The 25,468-nt window shown below is 73.3% G+C and carries 25 protein-coding genes and 1 pseudogene; 17 read left to right on the forward strand and 9 right to left on the reverse strand.

Going from position 1 to position 25,468, the window contains the following annotated elements:
* Positions 1 to 225 precede the first annotated feature (225 nt).
* Positions 226 to 1,554, forward strand: a complete 1,329-nt coding sequence (gene allB, locus IE182_RS16540; RefSeq protein ID WP_229844886.1) for an allantoinase AllB — start codon at positions 226 to 228, stop codon at positions 1,552 to 1,554.
* Complete coding sequence (gene alc / locus IE182_RS16545; RefSeq protein WP_190110589.1) at positions 1,551 to 2,714, forward strand: allantoicase; 1,164 nt, start codon at positions 1,551 to 1,553, stop codon at positions 2,712 to 2,714. The genes allB and alc overlap by 4 nt, the downstream gene beginning before the upstream one ends.
* Here alc and IE182_RS16550 read toward each other — a convergent pair.
* Genes IE182_RS16550 through IE182_RS16560 form a run of 3 tightly spaced genes read right to left on the reverse strand, consistent with a single transcriptional unit; the run spans position 2,675 to position 4,102 of the window.
* Positions 2,675 to 3,334, reverse strand: coding sequence for a transcriptional regulator (locus IE182_RS16550; protein WP_190110590.1), 660 nt, complete (start codon positions 3,332 to 3,334; stop codon positions 2,675 to 2,677). The two genes, alc and IE182_RS16550, sit on opposite strands and share 40 nt — an antisense overlap.
* 22 nt (positions 3,335 to 3,356) lie before the next feature.
* Complete coding sequence (locus tag IE182_RS16555; protein ID WP_190110591.1) at positions 3,357 to 3,497, reverse strand: DUF6126 family protein; 141 nt, start codon at positions 3,495 to 3,497, stop codon at positions 3,357 to 3,359.
* Positions 3,494 to 4,102 (reverse strand): helix-turn-helix domain-containing protein, encoded by a 609-nt coding sequence (locus IE182_RS16560; protein ID WP_190110592.1) that lies wholly within the window; start codon positions 4,100 to 4,102, stop codon positions 3,494 to 3,496. Before IE182_RS16560 ends, IE182_RS16555 begins: the two co-directional genes overlap by 4 nt.
* Positions 4,103 to 4,254: 152 nt before the next feature.
* On the opposite strand from IE182_RS16560, the gene IE182_RS16565 reads away from it, so the two are divergent.
* From IE182_RS16565 to IE182_RS16635, 15 genes and pseudogenes are all read left to right on the forward strand, one after another.
* Entirely contained in the window at positions 4,255 to 4,677 is a 423-nt protein-coding gene (locus tag IE182_RS16565; RefSeq protein WP_190110593.1) for a guanyl-specific ribonuclease, read from the forward strand.
* Positions 4,678 to 4,765: 88 nt separating this feature from the next.
* Positions 4,766 to 5,332 carry a TetR/AcrR family transcriptional regulator gene (locus tag IE182_RS16570; protein ID WP_190110594.1) on the forward strand — a complete coding sequence of 189 codons (567 nt, stop codon included), beginning with the start codon at positions 4,766 to 4,768 and terminating at the stop codon, positions 5,330 to 5,332.
* Between the two features lie 63 nt (positions 5,333 to 5,395).
* Positions 5,396 to 5,992 carry a DUF4865 family protein gene (locus IE182_RS16575; RefSeq protein WP_190110595.1) on the forward strand — a complete coding sequence of 199 codons (597 nt, stop codon included), beginning with the start codon at positions 5,396 to 5,398 and terminating at the stop codon, positions 5,990 to 5,992.
* A 117-nt stretch (positions 5,993 to 6,109) separates the two neighbouring features.
* Entirely contained in the window at positions 6,110 to 6,745 is a 636-nt protein-coding gene (locus IE182_RS16580; RefSeq protein ID WP_190110596.1) for a bifunctional 4-hydroxy-2-oxoglutarate aldolase/2-dehydro-3-deoxy-phosphogluconate aldolase, read from the forward strand.
* Positions 6,746 to 6,897: 152 nt separating this feature from the next.
* Positions 6,898 to 8,112 (forward strand): cytochrome P450 family protein, encoded by a 1,215-nt coding sequence (locus IE182_RS16585; protein ID WP_190110597.1) that lies wholly within the window; start codon positions 6,898 to 6,900, stop codon positions 8,110 to 8,112.
* A gap of 75 nt (positions 8,113 to 8,187) precedes the next feature.
* A complete protein-coding gene (locus IE182_RS16590; protein WP_190110598.1) occupies positions 8,188 to 8,937 on the forward strand; it encodes a GntR family transcriptional regulator in 750 nt (249 codons plus the stop codon).
* Between the two features lie 214 nt (positions 8,938 to 9,151).
* Complete coding sequence (locus IE182_RS16595) at positions 9,152 to 10,162, forward strand: sugar ABC transporter substrate-binding protein (protein ID WP_443742915.1); 1,011 nt, start codon at positions 9,152 to 9,154, stop codon at positions 10,160 to 10,162.
* Entirely contained in the window at positions 10,159 to 11,196 is a 1,038-nt protein-coding gene (locus tag IE182_RS16600) for an ABC transporter permease (protein ID WP_190110600.1), read from the forward strand. Before IE182_RS16595 ends, IE182_RS16600 begins: the two co-directional genes overlap by 4 nt.
* Positions 11,193 to 12,017 carry an ATP-binding cassette domain-containing protein gene (locus IE182_RS16605; RefSeq protein ID WP_190110601.1) on the forward strand — a complete coding sequence of 275 codons (825 nt, stop codon included), beginning with the start codon at positions 11,193 to 11,195 and terminating at the stop codon, positions 12,015 to 12,017. The genes IE182_RS16600 and IE182_RS16605 overlap by 4 nt, the downstream gene beginning before the upstream one ends.
* A 381-nt stretch (positions 12,018 to 12,398) precedes the next feature.
* The gene (locus tag IE182_RS16610) at positions 12,399 to 13,520 is read left to right on the forward strand and encodes an ROK family glucokinase (protein WP_190110602.1); all 1,122 of its coding nucleotides are present in this window, start codon (positions 12,399 to 12,401) and stop codon (positions 13,518 to 13,520) included.
* A gap of 5 nt (positions 13,521 to 13,525) precedes the next feature.
* A complete protein-coding gene (locus IE182_RS16615; protein WP_229844866.1) occupies positions 13,526 to 14,158 on the forward strand; it encodes a hypothetical protein in 633 nt (210 codons plus the stop codon).
* Positions 14,159 to 14,194: 36 nt separating this feature from the next.
* Positions 14,195 to 15,121, forward strand: a pseudogene (locus tag IE182_RS16620) (alpha/beta fold hydrolase); the annotation flags it as partial.
* 489 nt (positions 15,122 to 15,610) lie between these two features.
* Positions 15,611 to 15,940: a carboxymuconolactone decarboxylase family protein gene (locus IE182_RS16625; RefSeq protein WP_268249623.1), complete on the forward strand. Its 330-nt coding sequence runs from the start codon at positions 15,611 to 15,613 to the stop codon at positions 15,938 to 15,940.
* A gap of 388 nt (positions 15,941 to 16,328) precedes the next feature.
* The gene (locus IE182_RS16630) at positions 16,329 to 16,973 is read left to right on the forward strand and encodes an MBL fold metallo-hydrolase (protein WP_190110603.1); all 645 of its coding nucleotides are present in this window, start codon (positions 16,329 to 16,331) and stop codon (positions 16,971 to 16,973) included.
* Between the two features lie 29 nt (positions 16,974 to 17,002).
* Positions 17,003 to 17,782 carry an exodeoxyribonuclease III gene (locus tag IE182_RS16635; RefSeq protein ID WP_190110604.1) on the forward strand — a complete coding sequence of 260 codons (780 nt, stop codon included), beginning with the start codon at positions 17,003 to 17,005 and terminating at the stop codon, positions 17,780 to 17,782.
* Between the two features lie 31 nt (positions 17,783 to 17,813).
* Here IE182_RS16635 and IE182_RS16640 read toward each other — a convergent pair whose 3' ends face one another.
* The 6 genes from IE182_RS16640 to IE182_RS16665 form a co-directional block, all read right to left on the reverse strand.
* A complete protein-coding gene (locus IE182_RS16640) occupies positions 17,814 to 18,812 on the reverse strand; it encodes a TIGR03842 family LLM class F420-dependent oxidoreductase (protein ID WP_190110605.1) in 999 nt (332 codons plus the stop codon).
* A 22-nt stretch (positions 18,813 to 18,834) separates the two neighbouring features.
* Complete coding sequence (gene hydA / locus IE182_RS16645; protein WP_190110606.1) at positions 18,835 to 20,235, reverse strand: dihydropyrimidinase; 1,401 nt, start codon at positions 20,233 to 20,235, stop codon at positions 18,835 to 18,837.
* Positions 20,232 to 21,530, reverse strand: coding sequence for an aspartate aminotransferase family protein (locus tag IE182_RS16650; RefSeq protein WP_190110762.1), 1,299 nt, complete (start codon positions 21,528 to 21,530; stop codon positions 20,232 to 20,234). Before IE182_RS16650 ends, hydA begins: the two co-directional genes overlap by 4 nt.
* Positions 21,531 to 21,571: 41 nt before the next feature.
* Positions 21,572 to 22,414, reverse strand: a complete 843-nt coding sequence (locus tag IE182_RS16655) for a nitrilase-related carbon-nitrogen hydrolase (RefSeq protein ID WP_190110607.1) — start codon at positions 22,412 to 22,414, stop codon at positions 21,572 to 21,574.
* Between the two features lie 225 nt (positions 22,415 to 22,639).
* Positions 22,640 to 24,466, reverse strand: coding sequence for a gamma-glutamyltransferase (gene ggt / locus IE182_RS16660; RefSeq protein WP_190110608.1), 1,827 nt, complete (start codon positions 24,464 to 24,466; stop codon positions 22,640 to 22,642).
* 68 nt (positions 24,467 to 24,534) lie between these two features.
* Positions 24,535 to 25,419 (reverse strand): SGNH/GDSL hydrolase family protein, encoded by an 885-nt coding sequence (locus IE182_RS16665; RefSeq protein ID WP_229844867.1) that lies wholly within the window; start codon positions 25,417 to 25,419, stop codon positions 24,535 to 24,537.
* Between the last annotated feature and the right edge of the window lie 49 nt (positions 25,420 to 25,468).

Raw genomic sequence — 25,468 nt, forward strand, 5'->3', positions numbered from 1 at the left:
GTTCTGAGAAATACGGATTCCGGCATGTGAAAGGGTCTTGACGGCGGTGGGCGGCAATTGAAGACTGCCCGCATCGCGGTTCAACAGACCGTTGACACCGCGTCATCCGGGCTGCCGGGAGGCCGAGGCGTGGACGAGCGCAGGGACCAGAGCACGGAGCGAGGACCGGGCCGGAGCACGGGCCGGGGAACGGGCCGGGGCGCGGATCGCGGCGCGGGCCGGGACGTGGAGCTGGTCCTGCGGTCGACGCGGGTCGTCACCCCCGGGGCCGTGCGCCCCGCCACCGTCGCCGTGACCCGCGGCCGGATCGGCGGCGTCCTGCCGTACGACGAGCCGCCCCCGCCCGGAGCCGCCGTCGAGGACCTCGGGGACGACGTGCTGCTGCCCGGGCTCGTCGACACCCACGTGCACGTGAACGACCCCGGCCGCAGCGCCTGGGAGGGCTTCCCGGCCGCGACCCGCGCGGCGGCCGCCGGCGGCGTCACCACCCTCCTCGACATGCCCCTCAACAGCCTGCCGCCCACCACCACCGTGCCCGGCCTGCACGCCAAGCGGGCCGCCGCCCGCAGCCGGGTGCACACCGACGTCGGGTTCTGGGGCGGCGCGCTGCCCACCAACGTCGCCGACCTGGGACCGCTGCACGAAGCGGGCGTCTTCGGCTTCAAGTCCTTCCTCTCCCCGTCCGGCGTCGAGGAGTTCCCGCACCTGGACCGCGCCGCCCTCGACACCGTCGCCCGGGAGGTCGCCGGCCTCGGCGCCCTGCTCATCGTGCACGCCGAGGACCCCGGGCACCTGGAGCGCGCCCCGCGCTGCGGCGGCCCGCGCTACGCCGACTTCCTCGCCTCCCGCCCCCGCGCCGCCGAGAACGAGGCCGTCGGCGCGCTGCTGGCCGCCGCCCGTCGGCACGGCACGCGCGTCCACGTCCTGCACCTGTCCTCCGCCGAGGCTCTGCCCGCGCTCGCCGCCGCCCGGGCCGACGGCGTACGGGTCACCGTCGAGACCTGCCCGCACTTCCTCACCCTGACCGCCGAGGAAGTCCCCGACGGCGCCACCGAGTTCAAGTGCTGCCCGCCCATACGCGAGGCGGCCAACCAGGACGCGCTCTGGGCCGGACTGGCCGAGGGGACGATCGACTGCATCGTCTCCGACCACTCGCCCTGCACCGCCGACCTCAAGGACGGCGACTTCGGCACGGCCTGGGGCGGCATCTCCTCCCTCCAACTGGGCCTGTCCGCCGTCTGGACCGCGGCGCGGCGGCGCGGGCACGCCCTCCACGACGTGGCCCGCTGGATGTCCACCGCCCCCGCCGCCCTCGCCGGCCTCGACCGCAAGGGCGCCATCGCACCCGGCCACGACGCCGACTTCGCCGTCCTCGCCCCCGACGAGACCTTCACCGTCGACCCCGCCGCCCTCCACCACCGCAACCCCGTCACCGCCTACGCGGGCCGGACCCTGCACGGGGTCGTACGGTCCACGTGGCTGCGCGGCCGCAAGATCGCCGACCGCGGCGCCGTTTCCCCCGAGCCCACCGGCCGACTCCTGGAGCGCACATGAGCACGCCCGGCATACCCGGCACCTCTTCCTCCTCCTTCCTCGGGGCCGCGAGCCCCTACGCGGGCGGCGACCCCTACGCCGACTACCGCACCGCCGACTTCCCCTTCACCGTCCTCCCCGACCTCGCCGACCGGCGGCTGGGCGCCGCCGTGATCGCCGCGAACGACGAGTTCTTCGCCGAGCGGGAGAACCTGCTCACGCCGGGCCCCGCCCGCTTCGACCCCGGGCACTACGGGCACAAGGGCAAGGTCATGGACGGCTGGGAGACCCGCCGCCGGCGCGGCCCCTCCGGCGAGAGCCCGCACCCCGAGGACGCGGACCACGACTGGGCCCTGGTCCGCCTCGGCGCCCCCGGCACCGTCCACGGCGTCGTCGTCGACACCGCCCACTTCCGCGGCAACCACCCCCAGGCCGTCAGCGTCGAGGCCACGGCACTGCCCGGCACCCCGTCCCCCCGGGAACTGCTCGCCGACGACGTGACGTGGACCCCCCTCGTGCCGCGCACCCCCGTCGGCGGACACGCCGCCAACGGCTTCCCGGTGGAGAGCCCGCGCCGCTTCACCCACGTCCGCCTGCGCCAGTACCCCGACGGCGGCGTGGCCCGCCTGCGTGTCCACGGCGAGGCCCTGCCCGACCCCGCCTGGCTCGCGGCCCTGGGCACCTTCGACCTCGCCGCCCTGGAGAACGGCGGCCACGCCGAGGACGCCTCCGACCGCTTCTTCTCCTCCCCGGCCAACACCATCCATCCGGGCCGCTCCCACCGGATGGACCACGGCTGGGAGACGCGCCGCCGCCGCGACAAGGGCAACGACTGGGTGCGCTACCGCCTCACCGGGCAGTGCGTGCCGAGGGCCGTCGAGATCGACACCGGCTGCTACAAGGGCAACGCGGCCGGGTGGGCCGCCCTGTCCGTGCTCGACGCCACCACCGGCGCCGACCCGGCCGACCGCACCACCGGCTGGACGGAGGTGCTGCCCCGCACCCGCCTCCAGCCCGACACCGTGCACCGCTTCCCGCTGCCGGACGCGCCCACCGCCACCCACGCCCGGATCGACATCTACCCCGACGGGGGTGTCGCACGGCTGCGCCTCCACGGTTCGCTGACCGACGCCGGGGCGCGTCAGCTGTCGGCGAGGGTGTTCCAGAACATCGACTCGTAGTCCTGGAGGAGCCGCCCGTAGCGGTGCGCCAGCGGCTCCGAGAGCCGGCCGTCCGCCAGCCCCTCCGCGACCGCCCCGAGCGCCTTCTGCGCGCCGTCCGGATCGGGGTCGGCGAAGAAGTCGAAGAAGCCGCAGGCCGTGTCGGCGAAGCCGTAGTGGGTGCGCAGGGCGCGGCTGACGGTGGCGCAGTAGCCGCCCCAGGCCGCGAAGTTGGCGGTGAGGGCCACCACCGCGTCCACCGGCTCGGCGCCCAGGGCCAGCCAGGCCGCGTACGCCGGGTACGCCTGACAGCCGGCCCGCGGTTCGTGGGCCCGCACCGCCTCCTCGTCCAGCCCGCAGGCGGCCGCGAGCGGAGGCAGGAGGCCGAGCGCGAGGACCTCGCCGAGCGCGAGGTGGTCGAAGAAGGCCGCGACGGCCGGCTGTCCCCGTCCGGCGGCGCGGGCGGCGAGGTGCAGGAAGCTGCGGCGGTCGCCGGTGATGACGTGGTGCTGCTCCAGGGCGAGGGCCGCGACGGCCGTGCGCGGAGCGGCCCCCGAGGCGATCAGGGAGACGAGGCGGTTGGCGCCGGGCGGCAGTGCGCGCACGGCGTCGTCGAGGACTTCCCGGGCGGTACGGGCCATGGGCCCAGGGTAGCCACGACCGTCACCGCGCCCCGCCGAGATAGAAGAGGAGGAAGAAGAAGGCCACGATGAAGTGGACGGCGACGAGGTAGATGAAGACGCGGACCGTCATGCCCATCGGGGCGCGGTCCTCTTCCAGGTAGTCCTTCGCGTGGTCGCTCACGGCATTGCCCTCCGGGTCGGTGCGGCCCCGCCGAGGCACAGCCCGGCGGCGCTGCTCTGCATCAGCGTGTGCATGAACAGAAGGTCCACCCCGCCACCCGACGCGGCCGCGATGCGGTGGGGGGTGAGGGAGTCGAAGTGGGCCGCGTCCCCGGGGTCGAGCAGGTGCACGCTCTCGCCGAGGGTCAGCCGCAGCCGGCCGCCGGTGACGTAGAGCCACTCCTCGCCCGGGTGCACCCGCACCAGGTCCTCCTGGCCGCCCCGGCCCTGCGGCACGTGCAGCCGCAGGGCCTGCATGGCCCGCCCCGAGCCGCCCGCCCGCCAGTAGGTCCAGCCACCGGCCTCCTGCGCCTCCATCCGGTCGGCGCGTACGATCGGATCGCGGCCCTCGGGCACCTCGCCCAGCAGGTCGGAGACGGTCGTCCCGTAGGTGCGCGCCAGGGCCAGCAGCATCGGCAGGGACGGCGTCCGCTGCCCGGTCTCCAGCCGGGAGAGGTGGGCGGGGGAGAGCCCCGCCCGCGCGGCGGCGGCCTCAAGGGTCAGCCCGCTGCGCCGGCGCAGGGCCCGCAACTGCGGTGCCACGGCGGGCAGGTCGTCTGCACTCATGCTTCCGGTATAGCCGGGTCGTACCTCAGGGGCAAAAGTTTTGCCTCAGAGGCAAAGCCTCCCCCATGTGCCCCTCCGACCGTGGTGAACGTCAGGAAAACATTAAATATTGGCGTTGACATGACATGTGCTACGCGCGTCATGCTGTGCGTATGACAACCCCCCATCGCTTCGTGCGAGTTGCCGCCCTCGCCGCCCTGGCCTCGACGCTGCTCGTCAGTACGCCCGCCGTCGCCGCCACCGCCCCGGCCGTCGCACCGGCCGTCCACAGCGCCGCGGCCGTGAAGACCGTCGGCGACATCTGCTACTCCGACCTGCCCTCGCAGGCTCACGACACCCTGCGCCTGATCGACGCGGGCGGCCCCTTCCCGTACCCGAAGGACGGGACGGTCTTCTCCAACCGTGAGCGCGTCCTGCCCAGGCAGTCGAGCGGCTACTACCACGAGTACACCGTGGTGACCCCCGGCTCCCCGGACCGCGGTGCGCGCCGCATCGTCGCCGGCCAGAAGGCGCACGAGGACTACTACACCGGGGACCACTACGCGACCTTCGACCTGGTCGACTTCGGCTGCTGACCCCGCCCGCCCCGGGTCCCGCCCCCTTCGCCGGGGCGGGACCTTTTTCTTGATCGTTCTGTACCTACTGGTATGTACACTGGTGATCATGAGTACCCCGGAACGGCTCATCGAGAGCACCCGCGAACTCCTGTGGGAACGCGGATACGTCGGCACCAGCCCGAAGGCCATCCAGCAGCGCGCCGGGGCCGGGCAGGGCAGCATGTACCACCACTTTGCCGGCAAGCCCGACCTGGCCCTCGCCGCGATCACGCGCACGGCCGAGGAACTGCGCGCCGCCGCGGAGGCGCAGTTCGCCGGGCCCGGCACGGCCGTGGAGCGCATCGCCGCGTACCTGCGGCGCGAGCGGGACGTCCTCAAGGGCTGCCCCGTCGGCCGCCTCACCCAGGACCCGGACGTCATGGCGGACCCGGCGCTGCGCGCCCCGGTCGACGAGACCTTCGCCTGGTTGCGGGAGCGGCTCGCCTCCGTGCTGGCCGAGGGCCGTGACCGCGGCGAGCTGGCCGCGGCCCTCGACCCCGCCGCCACGGCGTCGACCGTCGTGGCCGTGCTGCAGGGCGGCTACGTCCTGGCCCGGGCGGCCGGCTCCGACGAGCCGTTCCGGCAGGCCGTCGACGGCGTGCTCGGCCTGCTGGCCGCGCACTCCGCCGCGTGACCGTCACCGAGACCACCACCGCGCAGCCGCCGAGCGCTGCGCCCTGAGAAGGGGAGCCTTCCCGTGTACGCCATGCAGTACGAGATCACCCTGCCCGCCGACTACGACATGAACGTCATCCGGAATCGGGTGGCGACCCGTGGCCACGCCCTCGACGACCGTGCCGGGCTGGGGCTGAAGGCATACGTCATCCGCGAACGCGGCGTCGACGGCTCGCCGGTCAACCAGTACGCCCCCTTCTATCTGTGGGCGGAGACCGGCGCGATGAGCCGGTTCCTGGTCGGCGGCGGCGGATTCCAGGGCATCATCGGCGACTTCGGGCGACCCGCCGTCCACCACTGGACGGGCATCGCGTGCGAGGCGGGCCCGGCCCGGGCCGCCGCCCCGCGCGCGGCCTCCCGGCGGCTGACGCCGCTGCCGGCCGGGGCCGACCCCGCCGCCCTGGTCGAGGACGCGCTGGGTGAACTGCGCGACCTGGCCCGCACCGAGGGCGTGCACACCGCGGCGCTGGCCCTCGACCCGCGCCACTGGCAGCTGCTGCGGTTCGTCCTGTGGGAGACGGCCGTCCCGGCGACGGCCGGCACGCAGGACGAGCGCTACGAGGTGCTGCACCTCTCCGCGCCGCACCTGGACGCGATCCGGGCAGGGCGCCAGTGGTGAGGGCGGTCGTCGCCGTCCGACGGGGGCCGATTGTCACTGCTTCCCGTTAACGTTTTGGTGGAACGACGTCCGGGGAGGCACGACACCCACGCACTTCGAGAAGGGCGGCGAACTTCCGTGTACCGCTGGGAGATCACCCGGGCCGCGCTGGCCCAAGGCGTCCTGGCCCAGGTCCGTGGCGACAGCTACGACCAGGCCGCATCGACGGCGGGCACCCTGCTCTCCGCGGGGATCACGAGCCTGGAGATATCCCTCACCACGCCCTTCGCCCTGGAGGCCGTCACCACGCTCGCCCGTGAGGTCGGCGACGAGGCCATCATCGGCGCGGGCGCCGTGCTCGACGCGGCCTCCGCCCGGATGGCCATCGACGCCGGCGCCCGCTTCCTGACCTCGCCGGGCCTCGACGCCGGGGTCATCCGCACCGGCCACCGCTACGGCGTGCCGGTCTTCCCGGGCGTCGCGACGCCCACCGAGCTGCTGCGCGCCATGGAGCTGGGCGCCGACGCGCTCATGCTCTTCCCCGCGGCGGGCCGGCACCCCGACTGGGTCGGCGCGGTGCGGGCCGAGCTGCCGCAGGCGCCGCTGGTTCCCAGCGGCGGGATATCGGTCGACAGCGCGCCCGACTGGATCGCCGCCGGCGCCGTCGCCTGCGGCATGGGCGCGGAACTCTCCGAGGGGGACCGCGACGCGGTGGCCAAGCGGGCCGGGGAGCTCCTCGGCCGCCTGGCGGAGGCCGGCCGCCGCTGCGCCTGACGGTGGTGCAACCCGTGGAGCAGCAGGTGCGGTTGAGGCTCCTCCTCGCGACGGATGCCCGGCGCCCGTACGCCATCGTACGGTGAAGCGGTCGAGGGGCGGCCGGCCCGGGGCCCCTCCGCCGAATTCTCCGACGATCAGGGGGTAGTGCCATGGGGGCGACCACGGACGACGCGGTGGGCGGCATCGTCGACCTGGCGGCGATGGGCGGGCAGTTCGCCCGCGACCCGTACAGCGTCTACGCCCGGCTGCGCGAGCAGGGTCCGGTGCACCGGGTGCGGATGCCGGAGGGCGCCGAGTGCTGGCTCGTCGTCGGCTACGACGAGGTGCGGGCCGCGCTCAACGACCCCCGGCTCTCCAAGGACTGGGCGAACGCCTCCGAGCACGTGGGCCTGCCGGTGGTCGCCCCCGGCCCGCACATGCTGATCACCGACGAGCCGCACCACACCCGGCTGCGCAGGCTCGCCGCCAAGGAGTTCACCCCGCGGCGCGTCGAGGCGCTCGCCCCGCGCGTCCAGCAGCTCACCGACGACCTGCTGGACGCCATGCTGGCCGCCCCGGACCGCCGCGCCGACCTCGTCGAGGCGCTGTCCTTCCCGCTGCCCATGGGGGTCATCTGCGAACTCCTGGGCGTGCCCGACCTCGACCGCGCCGCCTTCCGCCACTGGTCGAACACCGCCATAGGATCCGCCCCGCCGAAGGTGAAGGCCGAGGCGGCCGCAGAGGTCGCCGCCTACCTCGCCCGACTGGTCGACGACAAGCGCGAGCGGCCCGGCGACGACCTGATGAGCGCCCTGATCCGCACCACCGACGAGGACGGCGACCGGCTCTCGCCCCGCGAGCTCCTCGGCATGGCCTGGGTGCTGCTCGTCGCGGGCCACGAGACGACCGTCAACCTGATCTCCAACGGCGTCCTCGCCCTGCTCACCCACCCCGCCCAGCTGGCCGAGCTGCGCGCGGACCCCGGGCTGCTGGACAACGCGGTCGAGGAGATGCTCCGCTACGACGGCCCCGTGGAGACCTCCACCTTCCGCTTCACCACCGCGCCCATGGACATCGGCGGCACGCTCGTGCCGGGCGGCGGCGAGCTCGTGCTCGTCGCCATCGCCGACGCCGACCACGACCCCGCCCGCTTCCAGGAGCCCGGCCGCTTCGACATCCACCGTGACCCCCGCGGCCACGTCGCCTTCGGCCACGGCATCCACTACTGCGTGGGCGCCCCGCTGGCCCGGCTGGAGGCCAGGATCGCCGTCCGCTCGTTGCTGGAGCGGTGCCCCGACCTCGCCCTGGACGCCCACCCGGCCGCACTGACCTGGCGGGAGGGCCTGCTGATGCGCGGCCCGCACCACCTGCCCGTCCGGTTCTGACCCCCCCATGGCTCATGTCAGGACAATCGGACCTCCGGACTTCCCGTCATCAGGTCCCGGGGCTACGCTCCCTCCGTGGCGAAGCACCAACCCCTTCAGTTCTCCCTCGACCGCAGCAGTCCGGTCCCGCTCTACTTCCAGCTGTCCCAGCAGCTCGAAGCCGCCATCGAGCGGGGTGAGCTCGCCCCCGGCAGCCTCCTCGGCAACGAGATCGACCTCGCCGGGCGGCTGGGCCTGTCCCGGCCCACCGTCCGGCAGGCCATCCAGTCGCTGGTCGACAAGGGCCTGCTCGTACGCCGCCGCGGCGTGGGCACCCAGGTCGTGCACAGCCAGGTCAGGCGTCCGCTGGAGCTGAGCAGCCTCTACGACGACCTGGAGGCGGCCGGCCAGAAGCCCGCCACCCGGGTGCTGCGCCACACCGTCGAGCCGGCGACCGCCGAAGTGGCCGCGGCCCTCGGCGTCACCGAGGGGGCCGACGTCGTGCTCGTCGAGCGGCTGCGCCTCGCGCACGGCGAGCCCGTGGCCCGGCTGCGCAACCACCTCCCCGCCGGGCTGCTCGACCTCGACCAGGACACGCTGGAGAACACCGGCCTCTACCGGCTGATGCGCATCGCCGGCATCACCCTGCACAGCGCCCGCCAGAGCATCGGCGCCCGTGCGGCCACCGCCGCCGAGGCGGAGCTGCTCGCCGAGCCGGAAGGGGCGCCGCTGCTGACGATGGAGCGCACGACCTTCGACGACACGGGCCGCGCCGTGGAGTTCGGCTCCCATCTCTACCGGGCCTCGCGGTACGCGTTCGACTTCCAGCTGCTGGCCCGCCCCTGAGCTGTCATGGCGTAAGAATGTTCTGACAAAGTCTTGACGTGTTGTGGCGCCCGCCACTACACATCCACCCACAAGGACCAGGGAGGGAACGCCCGGCACGGCACCGCCGACGCCCCGGCCGACGGCGGTGACGGATGGTGACGGATACTTGGGCGGTTGGGCCCGCTGAGCGGGCCCAACCGCACCGTGACAGACAGTGGAAGGGCAAGTCCTCGTGGCAAGGGTTCGGACAGGCGTACGTGCGGTGAGCGCCGTGCTGGCAGCGGTGCTCGGCGCCACACTGGCGGGGTGCAGCAGCACGGGCGGCAAGCGCGCCGAGGAGCGGGCCGCCAAGGCCGCCCAGGGCCGCGCCGCGGTCGACACCCCCCGGTGGACCTTCGCAATGGTCACCCACTCGGGCGATGGCGACACCTTCTGGGACATCGTCCAGAGCGGTGCCAAGCAGGCGGCCGCCAAGGACAACATCAAATTCCTCTACGCACACGACGTCGAGGGGAACAAGCAGGCACAGAACGTGCAGGCCATGATCGACCAGAAGGTCGACGGCCTGATCGTCACGCTCGCCAAGCCCGACGCCATGAAGGACGTCGTCGCCAAGGCGAAGAAGGCCGGCATCCCGGTCATCACCGTGAACTCCGGCTCCGACAAGTCCAAGGAGTTCGGCGCGCTCACCCACATCGGCCAGGACGAGACGATCGCCGGCGAGGCCGTCGGCGAGCAGCTCAACGAGCGCGGCCGGAAGAAGGCCGTCTGCGTCCTGCACGAGCAGGGCAACGTGGGCCACGAGCAGCGCTGCGAGGGCGTCAAGAAGAGCTTCAAGGGCGACCTGCAGAACCTCTACGTCGAGGGCACGAACATGCCCAACGTGCAGTCGTCCATCGAGGCGAAGCTGCAGTCCGACAAGGACATCGACTCCGTCGTGACCCTCGGCGCCCCCTTCGCCCCCACCGCCGTCAAGGCCGCCGAGCAGGCCGGCAGCAAGGCCGAGGTCGCCACCTTCGACCTCAACGCCAAGGTCGCCGACGCCCTGCAGAAGGGCACCCTCGCCTTCGCCGTCGACCAGGACCCGTACCTCCAGGGCTACGAGGCGGTCGACCTCCTGTGGCTCTACCGGTACAACCGCGACATGCTCGGCGGCGGCCGCCCGGTCCTGACCGGCCCGCAGATCGTCACCAAGGACGACGCCAAGGTCCTCGCCGAGTACGCCAAGCGGGGCACACGATGAGCGCAGCGACAGCACAGGCCGACGAACGACTGGTCCACCGCAGCATGCTGCGCCGCATGATCGGCCGCCCCGAGCTGGGCGCGGTCGTCGGCGCCGCGGCGGTCTTCCTCTTCTTCTCGTTCGCGGCCGACAGCTTCCTGAGGGCGTCGAGCCTCTCCACGGTCCTCTACGCGTCCTCCACGATCGGCATCATGGCCGTCCCGGTGGCGCTGCTGATGATCGGCGGCGAGTTCGACCTGTCGACGGGCGTCATGGTCACGACGTCGGCCCTGGTCTCGTCGATGTTCAGCTACCAGATGACGGCGAACGTCTGGGTGGGCGTGGGGGTCTCCCTCCTGACCACCCTGGCGATCGGCTTCTTCAACGGCTTCATGCTGACCCGCACCAAACTGCCGAGCTTCATCATCACCCTCGGCACGTTCCTGATGCTGACGGGCCTGAACCTGGGCTTCACCAAGCTCATCAGCGGCACGGTCTCCACCAAGACGATCGGCGACATGGAGGGCTTCGACTCCGCCCGCACGGTCTTCGCCTCCCACCTCACCATCGGCGGGGTCGACCTGCAGGTGACCATCCTGTGGTGGCTGGCCCTGGTCGCCGTGGCGACGTGGATCCTCCTGCGCACCCGCGTGGGCAACTGGATCTTCGCGGTCGGCGGCGGCGCGGACGCGGCCCGGGCGGTCGGCGTCCCCGTCAACAAGACCAAGATCGGCCTCTACATGGCCGTCGCCTTCTGCGCCTGGATCTCGGGCCAGCACCTGCTGATGTCCTACGACGTCGTCCAGTCGGGCGAGGGCGTGGGCAACGAGTTCCTGTACATCATCGCGGCCGTCATCGGCGGCTGCCTGATGACCGGCGGCTACGGCTCGGCCATCGGCTCCGCGGTCGGCGCGTTCATCTTCGGCATGACCAGCAAGGGCATCGTGTACGCGCAGTGGAACCCGGACTGGTTCAAGTTCTTCCTCGGCGCCATGCTCCTCCTGGCGACCCTGCTGAACGCCTGGGTCCGTAAGCGTGCGGAGGCAACCAAGTGAGCCCCCTGGTCAAGCTCACGGACGTGAGCAAGTTCTACGGCAACATCCGCGCGCTGGAGGGCGTCTCCCTGGAGGTCCACGCCGGCGAGATCACCTGCGTCCTCGGCGACAACGGCGCGGGCAAGTCGACCCTCATCAAGATCATCGCGGGTCTGCACCAGCACGACGAGGGAACCTTCGAGATCGAGGGCGAAGAGGCGAAGCTGGCCTCCCCCCGCGAGGCTCTGAACCAGGGCATCGCCACGGTCTACCAGGACCTGGCGGTCGTCCCCCTGATGCCGGTCTGGCGGAACTTCTTCCTCGGCTCGGAGCCGACGAAGGGGGCGGGCCCCTTCAAGCGCCTCGACGTGCAGAAGATGCGCGAGACGACCCGCGCGGAGCTGCTCCGCATGGGCATCGACCTGCGCGACGTCGACCAGCCGATCGGCACGCTCTCGGGCGGCGAGCGCCAGTGCGTGGCGATCGCCCGGGCGGTGTACTTCGGGGCCAAGGTCCTCGTCCTGGACGAGCCGACCGCCGCGCTCGGCGTGAAGCAGTCCGGCGTGGTCCTGAAGTACGTCGCGGCCGCCCGTGACGCGGGCCTGGGCGTGGTCTTGATCACGCACAACCCGCACCACGCGTACCTGGTCGGCGACCGCTTCGTCCTGCTCAAGCGGGGTGCGATGGCGGGCAGCCACGGCAAGAACGAGATCGCCCTCGACGAACTGACCCGCCAGATGGCGGGCGGCAGTGAGCTCGACCAGCTCAGCCACGAGCTGGAGCGGGCGCCGGGGCCGGACGTGATCGGCGGCAAGCCGGTCGTCACCGACGAGGACGCCTGACGGCGTCGGCGCCCGGCCACGGGTCCTGCGCCTTCGGCGGGGGGCTTCGCCACCCACCCACCCGGCACCGTCACTCACTGCGTAGTGACGTGAGGGGACGGACCGAGGACGGCCTGTGGACGGGCCGACGGCGTGAGGGGCCGGGGTGGGGCGGGCCCTGGCAGGGGGCGTGAAGCGTTATGTGCGGCGGCGTTCGGAGCACGCTGGACGGCTGAGGGTTGCCGTAAATAATGCAGCCCCCAGAAGGGCCCGCCCCACCCCGGCCCCGCCCCACAGCCAAACCCGCCGTTTCGCCGCGCAAGGCGCCGGTGAGGCACAATCGGCCAGGACCACCGACCGAGGCCCTGGCCTCCCGAGACCACCGCAGGGGCAACGACCGCGATGAGCATGTACCGCGAGCGGGTACACCGGGGCACCGCCACAGCGACCGTGCTCCGCACGGTCGGCACACGCGAGCGGCGCTCGCACCTCACCGCCCCCCGCGTCCCCACCGTCGGCATCGACATCGGCGGCACCAAGGTCATGGCCGGCGTCGTCGACGCCGACGGCAACATCCTGGAGAAGCTCCGCACGGAGACCCCGGACAAGTCCAAGAGCCCCAAGGTCGTCGAGGACACCATCGTCGAGCTCGTCCTCGACCTCTCCGACCGCCACGACGTCCACGCCGTGGGCATCGGTGCCGCCGGCTGGGTCGACGCCGACCGCAACCGCGTCCTCTTCGCCCCGCACCTTTCCTGGCGCAACGAGCCGCTGCGCGACCGCCTCGCCGGCCGCCTCGCCGTTCCCGTCATGGTCGACAACGATGCCAACACGGCCGCCTGGGCCGAGTGGCGCTTCGGCGCCGGCCGGGGCGAGGACCACCTGGTCATGATCACCCTCGGTACGGGCATCGGCGGTGCCATCCTGGAGGACGGTCAGGTCAAGCGCGGCAAGTTCGGCGTCGCCGGCGAGTTCGGCCACATGCAGGTCGTGCCCGGCGGCCACCGCTGCCCCTGCGGCAACCGCGGCTGCTGGGAGCAGTACAGCTCCGGCAACGCCCTGGTCCGCGAGGCCCGTGAGCTCGCCGCCGCGGAGTCGCCGGTCGCCTACGGCATCATCGACCGCGTCGGCGGCAACATCCCCGAGATCACCGGCCCGCTCATCACCGAGCTGGCTCGGGAGGGCGACGCCATGTGCGTCGAGCTCCTCCAGGACATCGGCCAGTGGCTGGGCGTCGGCATCGCCAACCTGGCCGCCGCCCTCGACCCCTCCTGCTTCGTCATCGGCGGTGGCGTCAGCGCCGCCGACGACCTGCTGATCGGCCCGGCCCGGGACGCCTTCCGCCGGCACCTCACCGGGCGCGGCTACCGCCCGGAGGCCCGGATCGTCAAGGCACAGCTGGGCCCCGAGGCCGGCATGGTCGGCGCCGCCGACCTGGCCCGTCTCGTCGCCCGCCGTTTCCGCCGCGCCAACCGGCGCCGCGTCGAGCGCTACGAGCGGTACGCACGGGCGGGCCGGGGATGAGCACCATGGAACACACGGACCGCAAGAACGAGCCGGCCGGCGAGGACGGCCCGGGCGGCGACGCCACCCGGGGCGGCACTCCGCGCGGCGCTCAGGGCGGCACCCCGGGCGACACTCCGCCGGCCGCCCGCCGGGCCCGCCCCTGGGTGAAGCCCGTCGTCATCTTCCTGCTGCTCGCCATCCCGGCCGGCTACCTCTACATCTCCGCGATGCAGAGCCGCAAGGGCAGCACCACCAAGCGCGAGGAGGCCGTCTCCAAGGGCCTGGAGGAGGGCTGGCCGTCCAAGGTCCAGCGGCGCATCTACGGCATGACGGTTCCGGCCTACGCCACCGACGTCGCCCACTACGAGACCAACTCCTGGCGCACGAGCTCGCTGTACCTGCAGTTCACGACCAACCGCAAGAAGCTCGACAAGTGGCTCAAGCAGGTCGGCACGAACCGGGCGGCCCTCCAGGACGGCCGCATCACCATCGACGCGGACGAGGCGGCGGTGGTCGGCTGGAAGTTCGGCAGCGGACACCACTGGAAGGGCACGGTCCGGGAACAGGACAAGCCCAAGCCGAACTTCCAGATCACGGCCAACATGGACAACCCGGACCGGCCCCGGGTGTTCGTGATCTCCACCGTGACCCCCTGAGGCGGGGCCGCCCCACCGGCGGATAGCGTGGCGCGGGTGAGTGAGCAGCAGACCCGTTCTTCCCAGCAGTCCCTCCAGCACCGGTTCGACGGGCCTGAGGACGCCCCCGTCCTCGTCCTCGGCCCCGCGCTGGGCACGACGTGGCACATGTGGGACCGGCAGGTGCCCGAGCTGACCCGGCACTGGCGGGTCCTCCGCTTCGACCTGCCGGGCCACGGCGGCGCCCCGGCCGAGCCCGCCGCCACCGTCGGCGACCTCGCCGACCGGCTGCTGGCCACGCTCGACGGGCTCGGCGTCGAGCGCTTCGGGTACGTGGGCTGCTGCGTCTCCGGTGCCGTCGGCACCGACCTGGCCCTGCGCCACCCGCACCGGCTCGCCTCCCTGGCCGTCGTCGGTTCCGCCGCGCACTTCGCCGTCGCCGACCGCTGGGGCCCGCGTGCCGCGGAGGTGCGCGCGAACGGGCTCGAACCGGTCGCCCTCTCCGCGCCCGAGCGCTGGTTCACGCCCGCGTTCGGCGGCGCGCAGCCCGCGATCGTGGACTGGGCCGTCCAAATGGTGCGCACGACCGACCTCCACAGCTACGCGGCGGCCTGCGAGGCCCTTGCCGCGTTCGACGCACGGGCGGAGCTGGGCCGGATCGGCGCCCCGACGCTGGTGATCGTCGGGTCCGACGACCAGGTGACGCCGGCCGCGGAGGCCCGGGTCCTGGTGGCGGGCATCCACGACGCCCGCCTGGCGGTGGTGCCGGCGGCGCGTCACCTGACGCCGGTGGAACAGCCCGCGGCCGTCACGGACCTGCTGGTCCGCCACTTCTCCGCGCCCTGGCAGCCGGCACCGGCCCCGGCCGGATTCGGAGCCCCGCCCGCGTCCTCGGCGGGCGCGGGCGCCGGCACGGGCCCAGCGGCTGGGGCCGCTGCCACGGCACCGGTTCCGGGGGCGGTGGGCGACGGGGTTTCCGTGCCGCAGCCGGCGGTCGTCGAGCCGTCGGCGGCAGCTGCGGACGCCGGGGAACCGGGCGGTGGTCCTCGCCCCGTTCCCGGGTTCGGGCCCGGCCCCGCCGTGGTGCCCGGTGCCGTCCCGGCCCCGGCGCCCGTCCCCGACCCGGCGACCGCGGGCGTACCTTCCGGCCCGGTCAGCCGAGAGAACGGCAACCCGTACGCAACGCCGAGCGCGACCCCGGGGGGCACGGCCCCCGGCCACGGCACCGGTGCGGGCACCGCCACCGGGACCGGCACCGGAGTCGGCACCGGTACTGACACCAAGACCGGCACAGGGACCAGCACCAGCACCGGCACTGGCATAGGTGCGGGCACCGGCACCAGGACCGGGGCCGGGAGTGGCACCGGCATCGAAACCGGCACTGACACCGGAGCCAGGAAGGGGGCCGGCACAGGTGCCCCGTCGGCCGCGGAGGCCGACCCGTACGCCGCAGGTCTGCGCATCCGCGCCGAGGTGCTCGGCGGCGAGGACCGGTCGCGGGAGCGGACCGGCTTCGGAGCCGCCTACGAAGACTTCGTCACCCGCATGACCTGGGGCGGGACCTGGGCGCGGCCCGGGCTGGACCGGCGCACCCGGTTCCTCCTCACGCTCACTGCCCTCACCGCGGGCGGTCACCTCGACGAGCTGGCCGTGCACGTGCGGGCCGCCCTGAGCGCCGGCGTCACCGCCGACGAGATAGAGGAAACGTTGCTGCACGCGGCGACGTACTGCGGGGTGCCGGCCGCCGGGGCGGCCATCTCGGTGGCCGCACGCGTCGTGGCCCAAGAGGCACCGGCTTCCTGACCGAACCGCCCGGGTCTGGCCCCCGGGTCTGGCCCCCGGGTCCGGCCCCCCGGGTCCGGCCCCCCGGGTCCGGCCCCCGGGTCCGGCCCCCCGGCCGGTGCCCTGGGCCGGCCGTCCGGTCCGGCTCCGCCCAGGCCGGCTCCGCCCTGGCCGGCCTCCCCGGGTCCGGCCCCCGGGTCCGGCCAGCCGCCCCCGCCGCCCGCCCGGGTGACGCGCCCCCCCCGGGGCCGCCCCCCCCCGGGGCCGCCCCCCCCGGGGCCGCCCCCCCCCGGGGCCGCCCCCCCCCGGGGCCGCCCCCCCGGGGCCGCCCCCCCCGGGGCCGCCCCCCCCCGGGGCCGCCCCGCCCGTCCCTTCCGGTCCTCCGGTCCGGCCGGTGCAAGATGGGGGGATGAAGCTGATCAAGCAGAGTCACGCCTGTGTCCGTCTGGAGAAGGACGGCCGCACGCTCGTCATCGATCCCGGAGTTTTCAGCGAGGAGGACGCGGCCGTCGGTGCGGACGTCGTCCTCGTCACCCACGAGCACCCCGACCACTTCGACGAGGGCCGGCTGCGCGCCGGGCTGGAGGCCAACCCGGCCGCGGAGCTGTGGACCCTGCGCAGCGTCGCCGAGCGGGTTTCGGCGGCCTTCCCGGGGCGGGTGCACACGGTCGGTGAGGGCGACGCCTTCACGGCCGCGGGCTTCGACGTCCAGGTGCACGGGCAGCTGCACGCCGTGATCCACCCGGACATCCCGCGGATCACCAACGTCGGCTACTTCGTGGACGGTTCGGTCTTCCACCCCGGCGACGCCCTGACCCTCCCGGGGCAGCCGGTCGACACGCTGATGGTGCCGGTCATGGCGCCCTGGAACAAGGTCGCCGAGGTCATCGACTACCTCCGCGAGGTCGGGCCGCGGCGGGCGATCGACATCCACGACGCGCTGCTCACGGACCTCGCCCGGCCGGTCTACGACCGGATGCTGGGCCCGGACGGGCCGGGCGCCGGCGGCACCGAGCACACGCGCATGGTCACCGGTCAGAGCATCGAGCTCTGACTGTCGGACCCTCCCGTTAGGGTGGCTGCATGCGCATCGCCACCTGGAACGTGAACTCGATCACCGCCCGTCTCCCGAGGCTGCTGGCCTGGCTGGAGAGCAGCGGCACGGATGTGCTGTGCGTCCAGGAGACCAAGTGCACGGCCGAGCAGTTCCCCGCCGACGCCCTGCGCGAGCTGGGCTACGAGTCGGCGGTCCACGCCACCGGCCGGTGGAACGGCGTGGCCCTGGTCTCCCGGGTCGGCCTGGAGAACGTCGTCCACGGCCTGCCCGGCGGCCCCGCCTACGAGGACGCGCAGGAGCCGCGGGCCGTGTCCGCGGACTGCGGCCCCGTGCGTCTGTGGTCGGTCTACGTGCCCAACGGCCGCGAGGTCGGCCACGCCCACTACACGTACAAGCTCCACTGGCTGGAGACGCTGCGTGACGTGGTCGCCGCCGACGCGGCGGGGGAGCGGCCGTTCGCGGTCCTCGGCGACTTCAACATCGCCCCCACCGACGCGGACGTCTTCGACCCCGCCGTCTTCGAGGGCGCCACGCACGTCACGCCCGCCGAGCGTGCCGCCCTCGCGGCGCTGCGCGACGCCGGGCTGTCCGACGTCGTCCCCCGTCCGCTGAAGTACGACCAGCCGTACACCTACTGGGACTACCGTCAGCTCTGCTTCCCGAAGAACAAGGGCATGCGCATCGACCTGGTCTACGGCAACGCCCCCTTCGCCGCCGCCGCGAAGGACGCGTACGTGGACCGCGAGGAGCGCAAGGGCAAGGGCGCCTCGGACCACGCCCCGGTGGTCGTCGACCTCGACGTCTGAGCAGCAGAGCAACGGTCCACGAGCGCGTCGGTCAGCCGAGTGCCGGGATGACGTCCTTGCCGTAGGCGTCGATGGTGGCCTCCTTCGCATCGTGCATCGCATAGACGGCGAACTGGTCCACGCCCAGGTCGCGCAGGTGCTCCAGCCGTTCCCGGTGCGCCGCGACGGGGCCCAGGAGGCAGAAGCGGTCCACGATCGCGTCGGGCACGAAGTCGGTGGAGGGGTTCCCGGCGCGCCCGTGGTGGCTGTAGTCGTAGCCGTGGCGCTGCTCGATGTAGGCGGTGAGCTCCTCGGGGACCAGCCCCGAGTGCGCGCCGTAGCGGGCGACGAGGTCGGCGACGTGGTTGCCGACCATGCCGCCGAACCAGCGGCACTGTTCGCGCGCGTGCGCGAGGTCGTCGCCGACGTAGGCCGGTGCGGCGACGCAGATCGTCACGGAGGACGGGTCGCGGCCCGCCTCGGCGGCCGCGGTGCGGACGGCCTTGATCATCCACTCCGTCAGGAACGGGTCGGCGAGCTGCAGGATGAAGCCGTCGGCCTCCCGCCCGGCCAGGGCCAGGGCCTTCGGACCGTAGGCGGCCATCCACACGGGCAGTCTGCCCTCGCGGACCCAGGGCAGCCGCAGCAGGGTGCCGTCTATGTCGGTCTCGCGGCCCTCGGCGAGGTCGCGGATGACGCGGACGGCCTCGCTGAGCGTGGCGAGGGTGGTGGGCTTGCGGCCGGCGACCCGCATCGCCGAGTCGCCGCGGCCGATGCCGCACACCGTGCGGTTGCCGTACATGTCGTTGAGGGTGGCGAAGGTGGAGGCGGTCACTTCCGGGCTGCGGGTGGAGGGGTTGGTGACCATGGGGCCGACGACGAGGCGTTCGGTGTGTTCCAGGATGCGGCTGTGGATGACGAAGGGTTCCTGCCACAGCACGACGGAGTCGAACGTCCAGCCGTAGCGGAAGCCGGCGCCCTCGGCGCGGCGCATGAGGTCGATGACGGCGGTGGCGGGCGGGTCGGTCTGGAGGACGAGGCCGAAGTCCACGGTGCGGGGTGCTCCTTACGCGTTACGTGAGGTACTGGCAGGTGGAGCGGGGCAGGTAGTGGCCGTGTCCGGCCCGTCCGGTGAACCGCCGCCGGTCGATGACGGTGACGCCGCGGCAGAGCACGGTCTCGACCTGCCCGGTGATCTCCTTGCCCTCGTAGGCCGAGTAGTCGACGTTCATGTGGTGGGTGGCGGCGGAGAGCGTCTGCCGGGCGTGCGGGTCGTAGACGACGACGTCGGCGTCGCTGCCCGGGGCGATGGTGCCCTTGCGCGGGGCGAGGCCGAACATCCGGGCGGGGGCGGCGCAGGCGATCTCGATCCAGCGGCGGCGGGAGATGTGCCCGTCGACGACGGCCTGGTGGAGGAGGTCCATGCGGTTCTCGACGCCCGGCAGGCCGTTGGGGATCTTCGAGAAGTCGCCGCGGCCGAGCTCCTTCTGGCCGGCGAAGCAGAACGGGCAGTGGTCGGTGGAGACGACCTGCAGGTCGTCGGTGCGCAGCCCGCGCCAGAGGGCGGCCTGGTGCTCGCGGGGGCGCAGCGGGGTCGAGCAGACGTACTTGGCGCCCTCGAAGCCGGGCTCGGCGAGGTTGTCGGTGGACAGGAACAGGTACTGGGGGCACGTCTCGCCGAAGACCGGCAGCCCCGCGTGGCGTGCCCGGGCCAGCTCGGCGACGGCCTCCTGGGCCGAGACGTGCACGACGTACAGGGGGCTGCCGGCGACGCGGGCGAGCTGGATGGCGCGGTGGGTGGCCTCGGCTTCCAGCAGGGCCCTGCGGACCTCGCCGTGGTGGCGGGGGTCGGTCTTCCCGGCGGCGAGGGCCTGTTCGACCAGGACGTCGATGGCGATGCCGTTCTCGGCGTGCATCATGATCAGGCCGCCGTTGTCCGCGGCCCGCTGCATGGCGCGCAGGATCTGCCCGTCGTCGCTGTAGAAGACGCCCGGGTAGGCCATGAAGAGCTTGAACGACGTGCAGCCCTCCGCCACCAGGTGGTCCATCTCCTTCAGCGAACCCTCGTTGACGTCGGAGAGGATCATGTGGAAGGCGTAGTCGATCGCGCACCGGCCCTCGGCCTTGGCGTGCCAGGTGTCGAGCCCCTCGCGCAGGGCCTGCCCCCGTGTCTGGACGGCGAAGTCGACGATGGTGGTGGTGCCGCCCCAGGCCGCGGCCCGCGTGCCCGTCTCGAAGGTGTCCGAGGAGGACGTGCCGCCGAAGGGGAGCTCGAAGTGGGTGTGGGCGTCGACGCCGCCGGGGACGACGTACTTCCCCGTCGCGTCGATCGTGTGCTCGGCGGTCCAGCCCCGTGCGCAGGAGCTGTCGGAGGCGGCGAGGGCGGCGATGGTGCCGTCCTCGACGAGGACGTCGGCGTGCATCTCCTCGGCGGCCGTGACGACGAGCCCGCCCTTGATGATCGTTCTGGTCACGGCAGCTCCTTCGGGTCGACGGCCGGGTCGACGGCCGGCTCGACGTCGTGCTGCACCGCGCGCAGGGCGGTCGCGAGGGCGGCGGCGCCCTCCTCGGCCTCGGCGACGGTGAGGGTCAGGGGCGGGGCGATGCGCAGGACGTTTGCCTCGCGGCCGCCCCTGCCGACCAGCAGGCCCTGCTCACGGGTGTGTTCGAGGGCGAGTGCGGCGGCCTCCGGTGAGGGCGAGCCGTCGGGTCCGGCGAGCTCGATGCCGATCATCAGGCCGCGGCCGCGCACCTCGCGGACGACGGGCAGGCCGGCGGTGACGGCGCGCAGCCGTTCGATGAGGAGGCCGCCGACGCGGCGGGCGTTGCCCTGGAGGTCGTGCTCCAGCAGGTAGGTGAGGTTGGCGAGGCCGGCCGCCGTGGTGACGGGGCTGCCGCCGAAGGTGGAGATGGAGTTGGCGTCGAGGCAGTTCATGACCTCGGCCCGGGCGACGACGCCGCCGAGGGACATGCCGTTGCCGATGCCCTTGGCGAAGGTGAGCAGGTCCGGCGGGCCGCTCGCGGCGTGTGCCTGCCAGCCCCAGAAGTGCTCGCCGGTACGGCCCCAGCCCGTCTGCACCTCGTCGCTGATCCACAGGATGCCGTGCTCGTCCAGCACCTCGCGGAAGGCGGCGTAGAGCCCGTCGGGCGGCGAGGTGAAGCCGCCGACGCCCTGCACCGGTTCGGCGATCAGGGCGGCGACGTCGCGGCGCGTCTGGCCGAGCACGTCGCGCAGGTCGGCGACGCAGGCGTCGATGAACTGCCCGTCCGTCAGCCCGGCGTAGGGGCCGCTGGTGCGGACGCAGCCGTGCACGTACAGCGTCTGCAGCGGCGAGAGGCTGGTCGGCGACCAGGCGGCGTTGCCGGTGACGGCGACGGTGGAGAAGGAACGGCCGTGGTAGCCGTTGCGCATGGCCAGGATCTGGTTCGAGCGCCGGAAGGACGTGGCCAGCAGCAGGGCCGCGTCGTTGGCCTCGGTGCCGGAGGTGGTGAAGAAGACCCGGGCGTCCGGGATGCCGGACAGGGCCGCGATGCGCTCGGCCAGCTCGACCATGTGACGGTCGAGGTAGAGCGTCGAGGTGTGCAGGATGCGCCCCGCCTGCTCGGCGACGGCCTTGGTGACCTCGGGCAGGGCGTGCGCGGTCATGGTGGTGAGGACGCCGCCGTAGAAGTCGAGGTAGCGCCGCCCCTCGGCGTCCCAGACGTAGCGCCCCTCGCCGTGGCTGAGCTGCAGGGGCTCGCGGTAGTAGAGGGAGAGCCACTCGGGCATGACGGCCCGGTGCCGGGCGTGCAGCGAGGGCTGGGGCGCGGTCACGGCTGCACCAGCCCGTCGTACGCGTCGGGCCTGCGGTCGCGGTAGAACGCCCACTGCCGGCGCACCTCGTCGATGAGGTCGAAGTCCAGGTCGCGGACGAGGAGTTCCTCCTTGGTGTCGCTGGCCGGGTCGCCGACGAAGCGGCCGCGCGGGTCGACGAAGTACGACGTGCCGTAGAAGTCGTTGTCGCCGTACTCCTCCCGGCCGATGCGGTTGATCGCCGCGATGAAGTACTCGTTGGCGACGGCCGCGGCCGGCTGCTCCAGCTGCCACAGGTGGGAGGAGAGGCTGCGGGAGGTGGCGGAGGGGTTGTAGACGAGCTGGGCCCCGGCCAGGCCCAGCGAGCGCCAGCCCTCGGGGAAGTGGCGGTCGTAGCAGATGTAGACGCCGACCTTGCCGACGGCCGTGTCGAAGACGGGCCAGCCGAGGTTGCCGGGCTTGAAGTAGAACTTCTCCCAGAAGCCCTTGAGCTGCGGGATGTGGTGCTTGCGGTACTTGCCGAGGTAGCGCCCGTCGGCGTCGATGACCGCGGCGGTGTTGTAGTAGAAGCCCGACTGCTCGGCCTCGAAGACCGGTACGACGATCACCATGCCGGTCTCGCGGGCCAGGTCCTGCATCCGGCGGACGGTCGGCCCGTCCGGGACGGGCTCGGCCCAGCGGTAGTGCTCGTCCTCCTGCACCTGGCAGAAGTAAGGGGCGTTGAAGACTTCCTGAAAACCGATCACCTTGGCGCCCTGCGCGGCGGCGGCGCGGGCGTGCTCCTCGTGCTTGGCGATCATCGACTCGGTATCGCCGGTCCAGGTCGCCTGGACCAGTGCGGCGCGGACAACGTTGGCCATGAGCTGCTCCTATGCCAGGGGCTTCCACCAGGCTGACACGCGAAGATCCGTGTGTGCATGCGACCGTAGGTGCCGTCACTCCGCGTGGCAAGACCATCGCACCACGTCCCGGGAAAAGCCGTCGCGTGCACGCGCCGGGTCCGCCCGCGGCGAGCGTCCGCACCCCGCGGGCGGGCAGGGGCACCAGGCCCTCGTGCCCTGCACGCCCGCGGGGCCGGCCGGCCGTCACCGCGCCGGCCGCACCACCATCGCCGCGCCGCCGCCGCGCCGGGACGTCTCCGCCGCCGCCAGCCACCGCCCGTCCGGCAGACGCTGGACGCCGGTGGCCGCGCCGATCTCCGGATTGGCCTTGAAGACGTGGCCCTTGGCCTCCAGGCGGCCCCGCAGCGGGCTGTTCCACAGCCCCGGCTCCAGCTCGGTCACCGCCGCGTTGCGCTGGCTGGCGCGCGGCGCGGCGATCGCGTCGACGAGCGGCATCCCGCGGTCCACGTGGTTGAGCAGCGTCTGCAGCACCGTCGTGATGATCGTCGCACCGCCGGGAGAGCCCAGCGCGAAGGCCGGCCTGCCGTGGTCGAGGACGATCGTCGGCGACATCGACGAGCGCGGCCGCTTGCCCGGCCCCGGCAGGTTCGGGTCGTGCACCCCCGGGCTCACCGGCACGAACGAGAAGTCGGTCAGCTCGTTGTTGAGCAGGAAGCCGCGCCCCGGCACCGTGATGCCGCTGCCGCCGGTCTGCTCGATGGTCAGGGTGTAGGCGACGACGTTGCCCCACTTGTCGGCCACCGTCAGGTGGGTGGTGTTCTCCCCCTCGTACGGCGTGGGGGCGGCCGTGCCGCGGACGGTGCAGGACGAGTCCGGCCGGCGCGGGTCGCCCGGCGCCAGGGGGCTGGTGAGCACGGCGTCGTCCTTGACCAGGCAGGCGCGCGAGTCGGCGTAGCGCTGCGAGGTGAGCCCCGCGACGGGCACGTTCTCGAACGCCGGGTCGCCGACCCAGCGGTTGCGGTCCGCGAAGGCGATCCGGCTCGCCTCGACGTAGCGGTGCAGATAGGTCGCCGGGTCCAGCTTCCTCAGGTCGCCGTTCTCCAGGATGTTGAGCGCCTCCGCGACGGTCGTGCCGCCCGACGAGGACGGGGCCATGCCGTAGACGTCCAGGCCGCGGTAGGCCGTCCGGGTGGGTGCCTGCTTCCTGACGCCGTACGCCCGCAGGTCCTTCTCCGTCAGGTCGCCGGGGCGGGCCACGCGGTGCGAGGCCGGGTCGACGGGCGGCTTGCGGACGGTCCGCACGATGTCGCGGCCCACCGCGCCCCGGTAGAAGACGTCCGTGCCCTGCTGCGCCAGCAGGCCGTAGGTGCGGGCGAGGTCGGGGTTCTTCAGCGTCGAGCCCACCTCGGGGAGCCGGCCGCCGGGTAGGAAGAGCCGGGCGCTGGCCGGGAAGTCCTTGAAGCGGGCCTGGTTGTCGGCGGTCTGGTTGCGGAACGTCGCGTCGACGGTGAAGCCCTCGCGCGCCAGCCGCCGGGCGGGTGCCAGCACCTGGGCGAGCGAGCGGCTGCCCCAGGTGCGCAGGGCGGTGTCCCAGGTGGCGGGGGTGCCGGGGGTGCCGACGGAGAGCCCGCTGGTGACCGCGTCGGCGAAGGGCAGGGGCTTGCCCTTCTCCACGAACAGGTCCTTGTCCGCGCTGAGCGGCGCCCGCTCGCGGCCGTCCAGGGTGGAGACGGTGCGCGTCGTGGCGTCGTAGTGGACGAGGAACCCGCCGCCGCCGATGCCGGCGGAGTAGGGCTCGGTGACGCCCAGGGCGGCGGCGGTGGCCACGGCCGCGTCGACGGCGTTGCCGCCCTTGCGCAGTATCTCGATGCCGGCCGCCGAGGCGTCGGGGTCGACGCTGGACACCACGCCGCCGTAGCCGACGGCGAGCGGGGACTTCGGGGGCGGCGGGGCCGCGCCCGTGCCCGGGCCGGCGGCCGCGGCGGGCGCCGTCAGTGCGCCGGCGAGCAGCGCGGCGGCCGCCGCGAGGACGGGCAGGTTGCGGTGGGCGGACGGTCTCTGCAGGGCCATCGGTGCCTCCATTCGGGCGAACGGGCCCCGGAGCCTACTCGCGGAGCCCGTCCGCCGACAGGGCACGCTCAGTGCTTGCGGAGCTCCGCCGTCACCGAACGGGCCATGGACGCCTCGCCCTTGGCGTTGGGGTGGAAGGGCGCGGCCGGGTTCTCGGGCTGGGCGCCCTCGACCCACCGGTCGGCGGTGGGCTTGCACACATCGTGGCCCACGGTCGGCCCGTACGTGTCGGCGAAGCGGACGTGCGCCGCCCGGGCCTGCTCCTTGAGCATGGCGTTGAGCCGCTTCTCGGTGTCACGCAGGTAAGGGGCGTCGCCGGCCGCGATCGGCACCGCCGGGAAGCAGCTCTCACCGCTGTCCGGCATGATCGTCGGGTAGCCGACGAGCACGACCTTGGCGTACGGGGCGCGCTCGTGCACGGTCTTGAGGACACGCGCGATCTTGGGCGCAGCCTCGTTGATGCGCGCGGTGAGCTGGTCGCTGCCGTCGGCGGCCGTGAACTGCTTCTTGCAGGGGGCGCCGGCCGGGTCCGTGGGGGACAGCTGCGCGCAGGTGCCGATGATCGTGCCGAAGCCGATGTCGTTGCCGCCGATGCCGACGGTCACCAGCTTGGTCTGCTTGCCGAGGGCGTCGAGCTGCGGGGCGTTCTCGCCCTGTGCCCGCCAGAAGTCGTCCGTCGTCGCACCGCTGCAGCTGACGTCCTTGAAGGACTTCTGCTGCAACTGCGCGGCGGTGAGGGCGGGGTAGTTGACGCTGGACCGCGCGCAGTCGCCGCCGCTCTGCTCGGGGACACCGGGCGCGGAGGTGTACGAGTCGCCGAGGGCGACGTAGCGGGCGCTGCCGGCCTGCTGGGCGGGGGCGGCGGAGACGGAGGGGGTCGCCGCCGCCGTCAGGGCCGAGGCCGCGCCGAGCGCCGCCAGAGCCTTGGCGTACCGGCCGCCACGTGGGCGCACGTATGCCACAAATACTCCAAAAGGGTGGGAGAGTCCGTTCATCGATGAT

The organism is Streptomyces cinnamoneus, assembly GCF_014650495.1.
Taxonomy (GTDB): Bacteria; Actinomycetota; Actinomycetes; order Streptomycetales; family Streptomycetaceae; genus Streptomyces; species Streptomyces cinnamoneus.

Bases quoted from the DNA above. Each gene is read 5' to 3' on its own strand.
- alc (WP_190110589.1), top strand. From the start codon at position 1,551: ATGAGCACGCCCGGCATACCCGGCACCTCTTCCTCCTCCTTCCTCGGG.
- IE182_RS16550 (WP_190110590.1), bottom strand. From the start codon at position 3,334: ATGGCCCGTACCGCCCGGGAAGTCCTCGACGACGCCGTGCGCGCACTG.
- IE182_RS16560 (WP_190110592.1), bottom strand. From the start codon at position 4,102: ATGAGTGCAGACGACCTGCCCGCCGTGGCACCGCAGTTGCGGGCCCTG.
- IE182_RS16565 (WP_190110593.1), top strand. From the start codon at position 4,255: ATGACAACCCCCCATCGCTTCGTGCGAGTTGCCGCCCTCGCCGCCCTG.
- IE182_RS16570 (WP_190110594.1), top strand. From the start codon at position 4,766: ATGAGTACCCCGGAACGGCTCATCGAGAGCACCCGCGAACTCCTGTGG.
- IE182_RS16585 (WP_190110597.1), top strand. From the start codon at position 6,898: ATGGGGGCGACCACGGACGACGCGGTGGGCGGCATCGTCGACCTGGCG.
- IE182_RS16600 (WP_190110600.1), top strand. From the start codon at position 10,159: ATGAGCGCAGCGACAGCACAGGCCGACGAACGACTGGTCCACCGCAGC.
- IE182_RS16610 (WP_190110602.1), top strand. From the start codon at position 12,399: ATGAGCATGTACCGCGAGCGGGTACACCGGGGCACCGCCACAGCGACC.
- IE182_RS16615 (WP_229844866.1), top strand. From the start codon at position 13,526: ATGGAACACACGGACCGCAAGAACGAGCCGGCCGGCGAGGACGGCCCG.
- IE182_RS16630 (WP_190110603.1), top strand. From the start codon at position 16,329: ATGAAGCTGATCAAGCAGAGTCACGCCTGTGTCCGTCTGGAGAAGGAC.
- IE182_RS16635 (WP_190110604.1), top strand. From the start codon at position 17,003: ATGCGCATCGCCACCTGGAACGTGAACTCGATCACCGCCCGTCTCCCG.
- IE182_RS16650 (WP_190110762.1), bottom strand. From the start codon at position 21,530: ATGCCCGAGTGGCTCTCCCTCTACTACCGCGAGCCCCTGCAGCTCAGC.
- IE182_RS16655 (WP_190110607.1), bottom strand. From the start codon at position 22,414: ATGGCCAACGTTGTCCGCGCCGCACTGGTCCAGGCGACCTGGACCGGC.
- ggt (WP_190110608.1), bottom strand. From the start codon at position 24,466: ATGGCCCTGCAGAGACCGTCCGCCCACCGCAACCTGCCCGTCCTCGCG.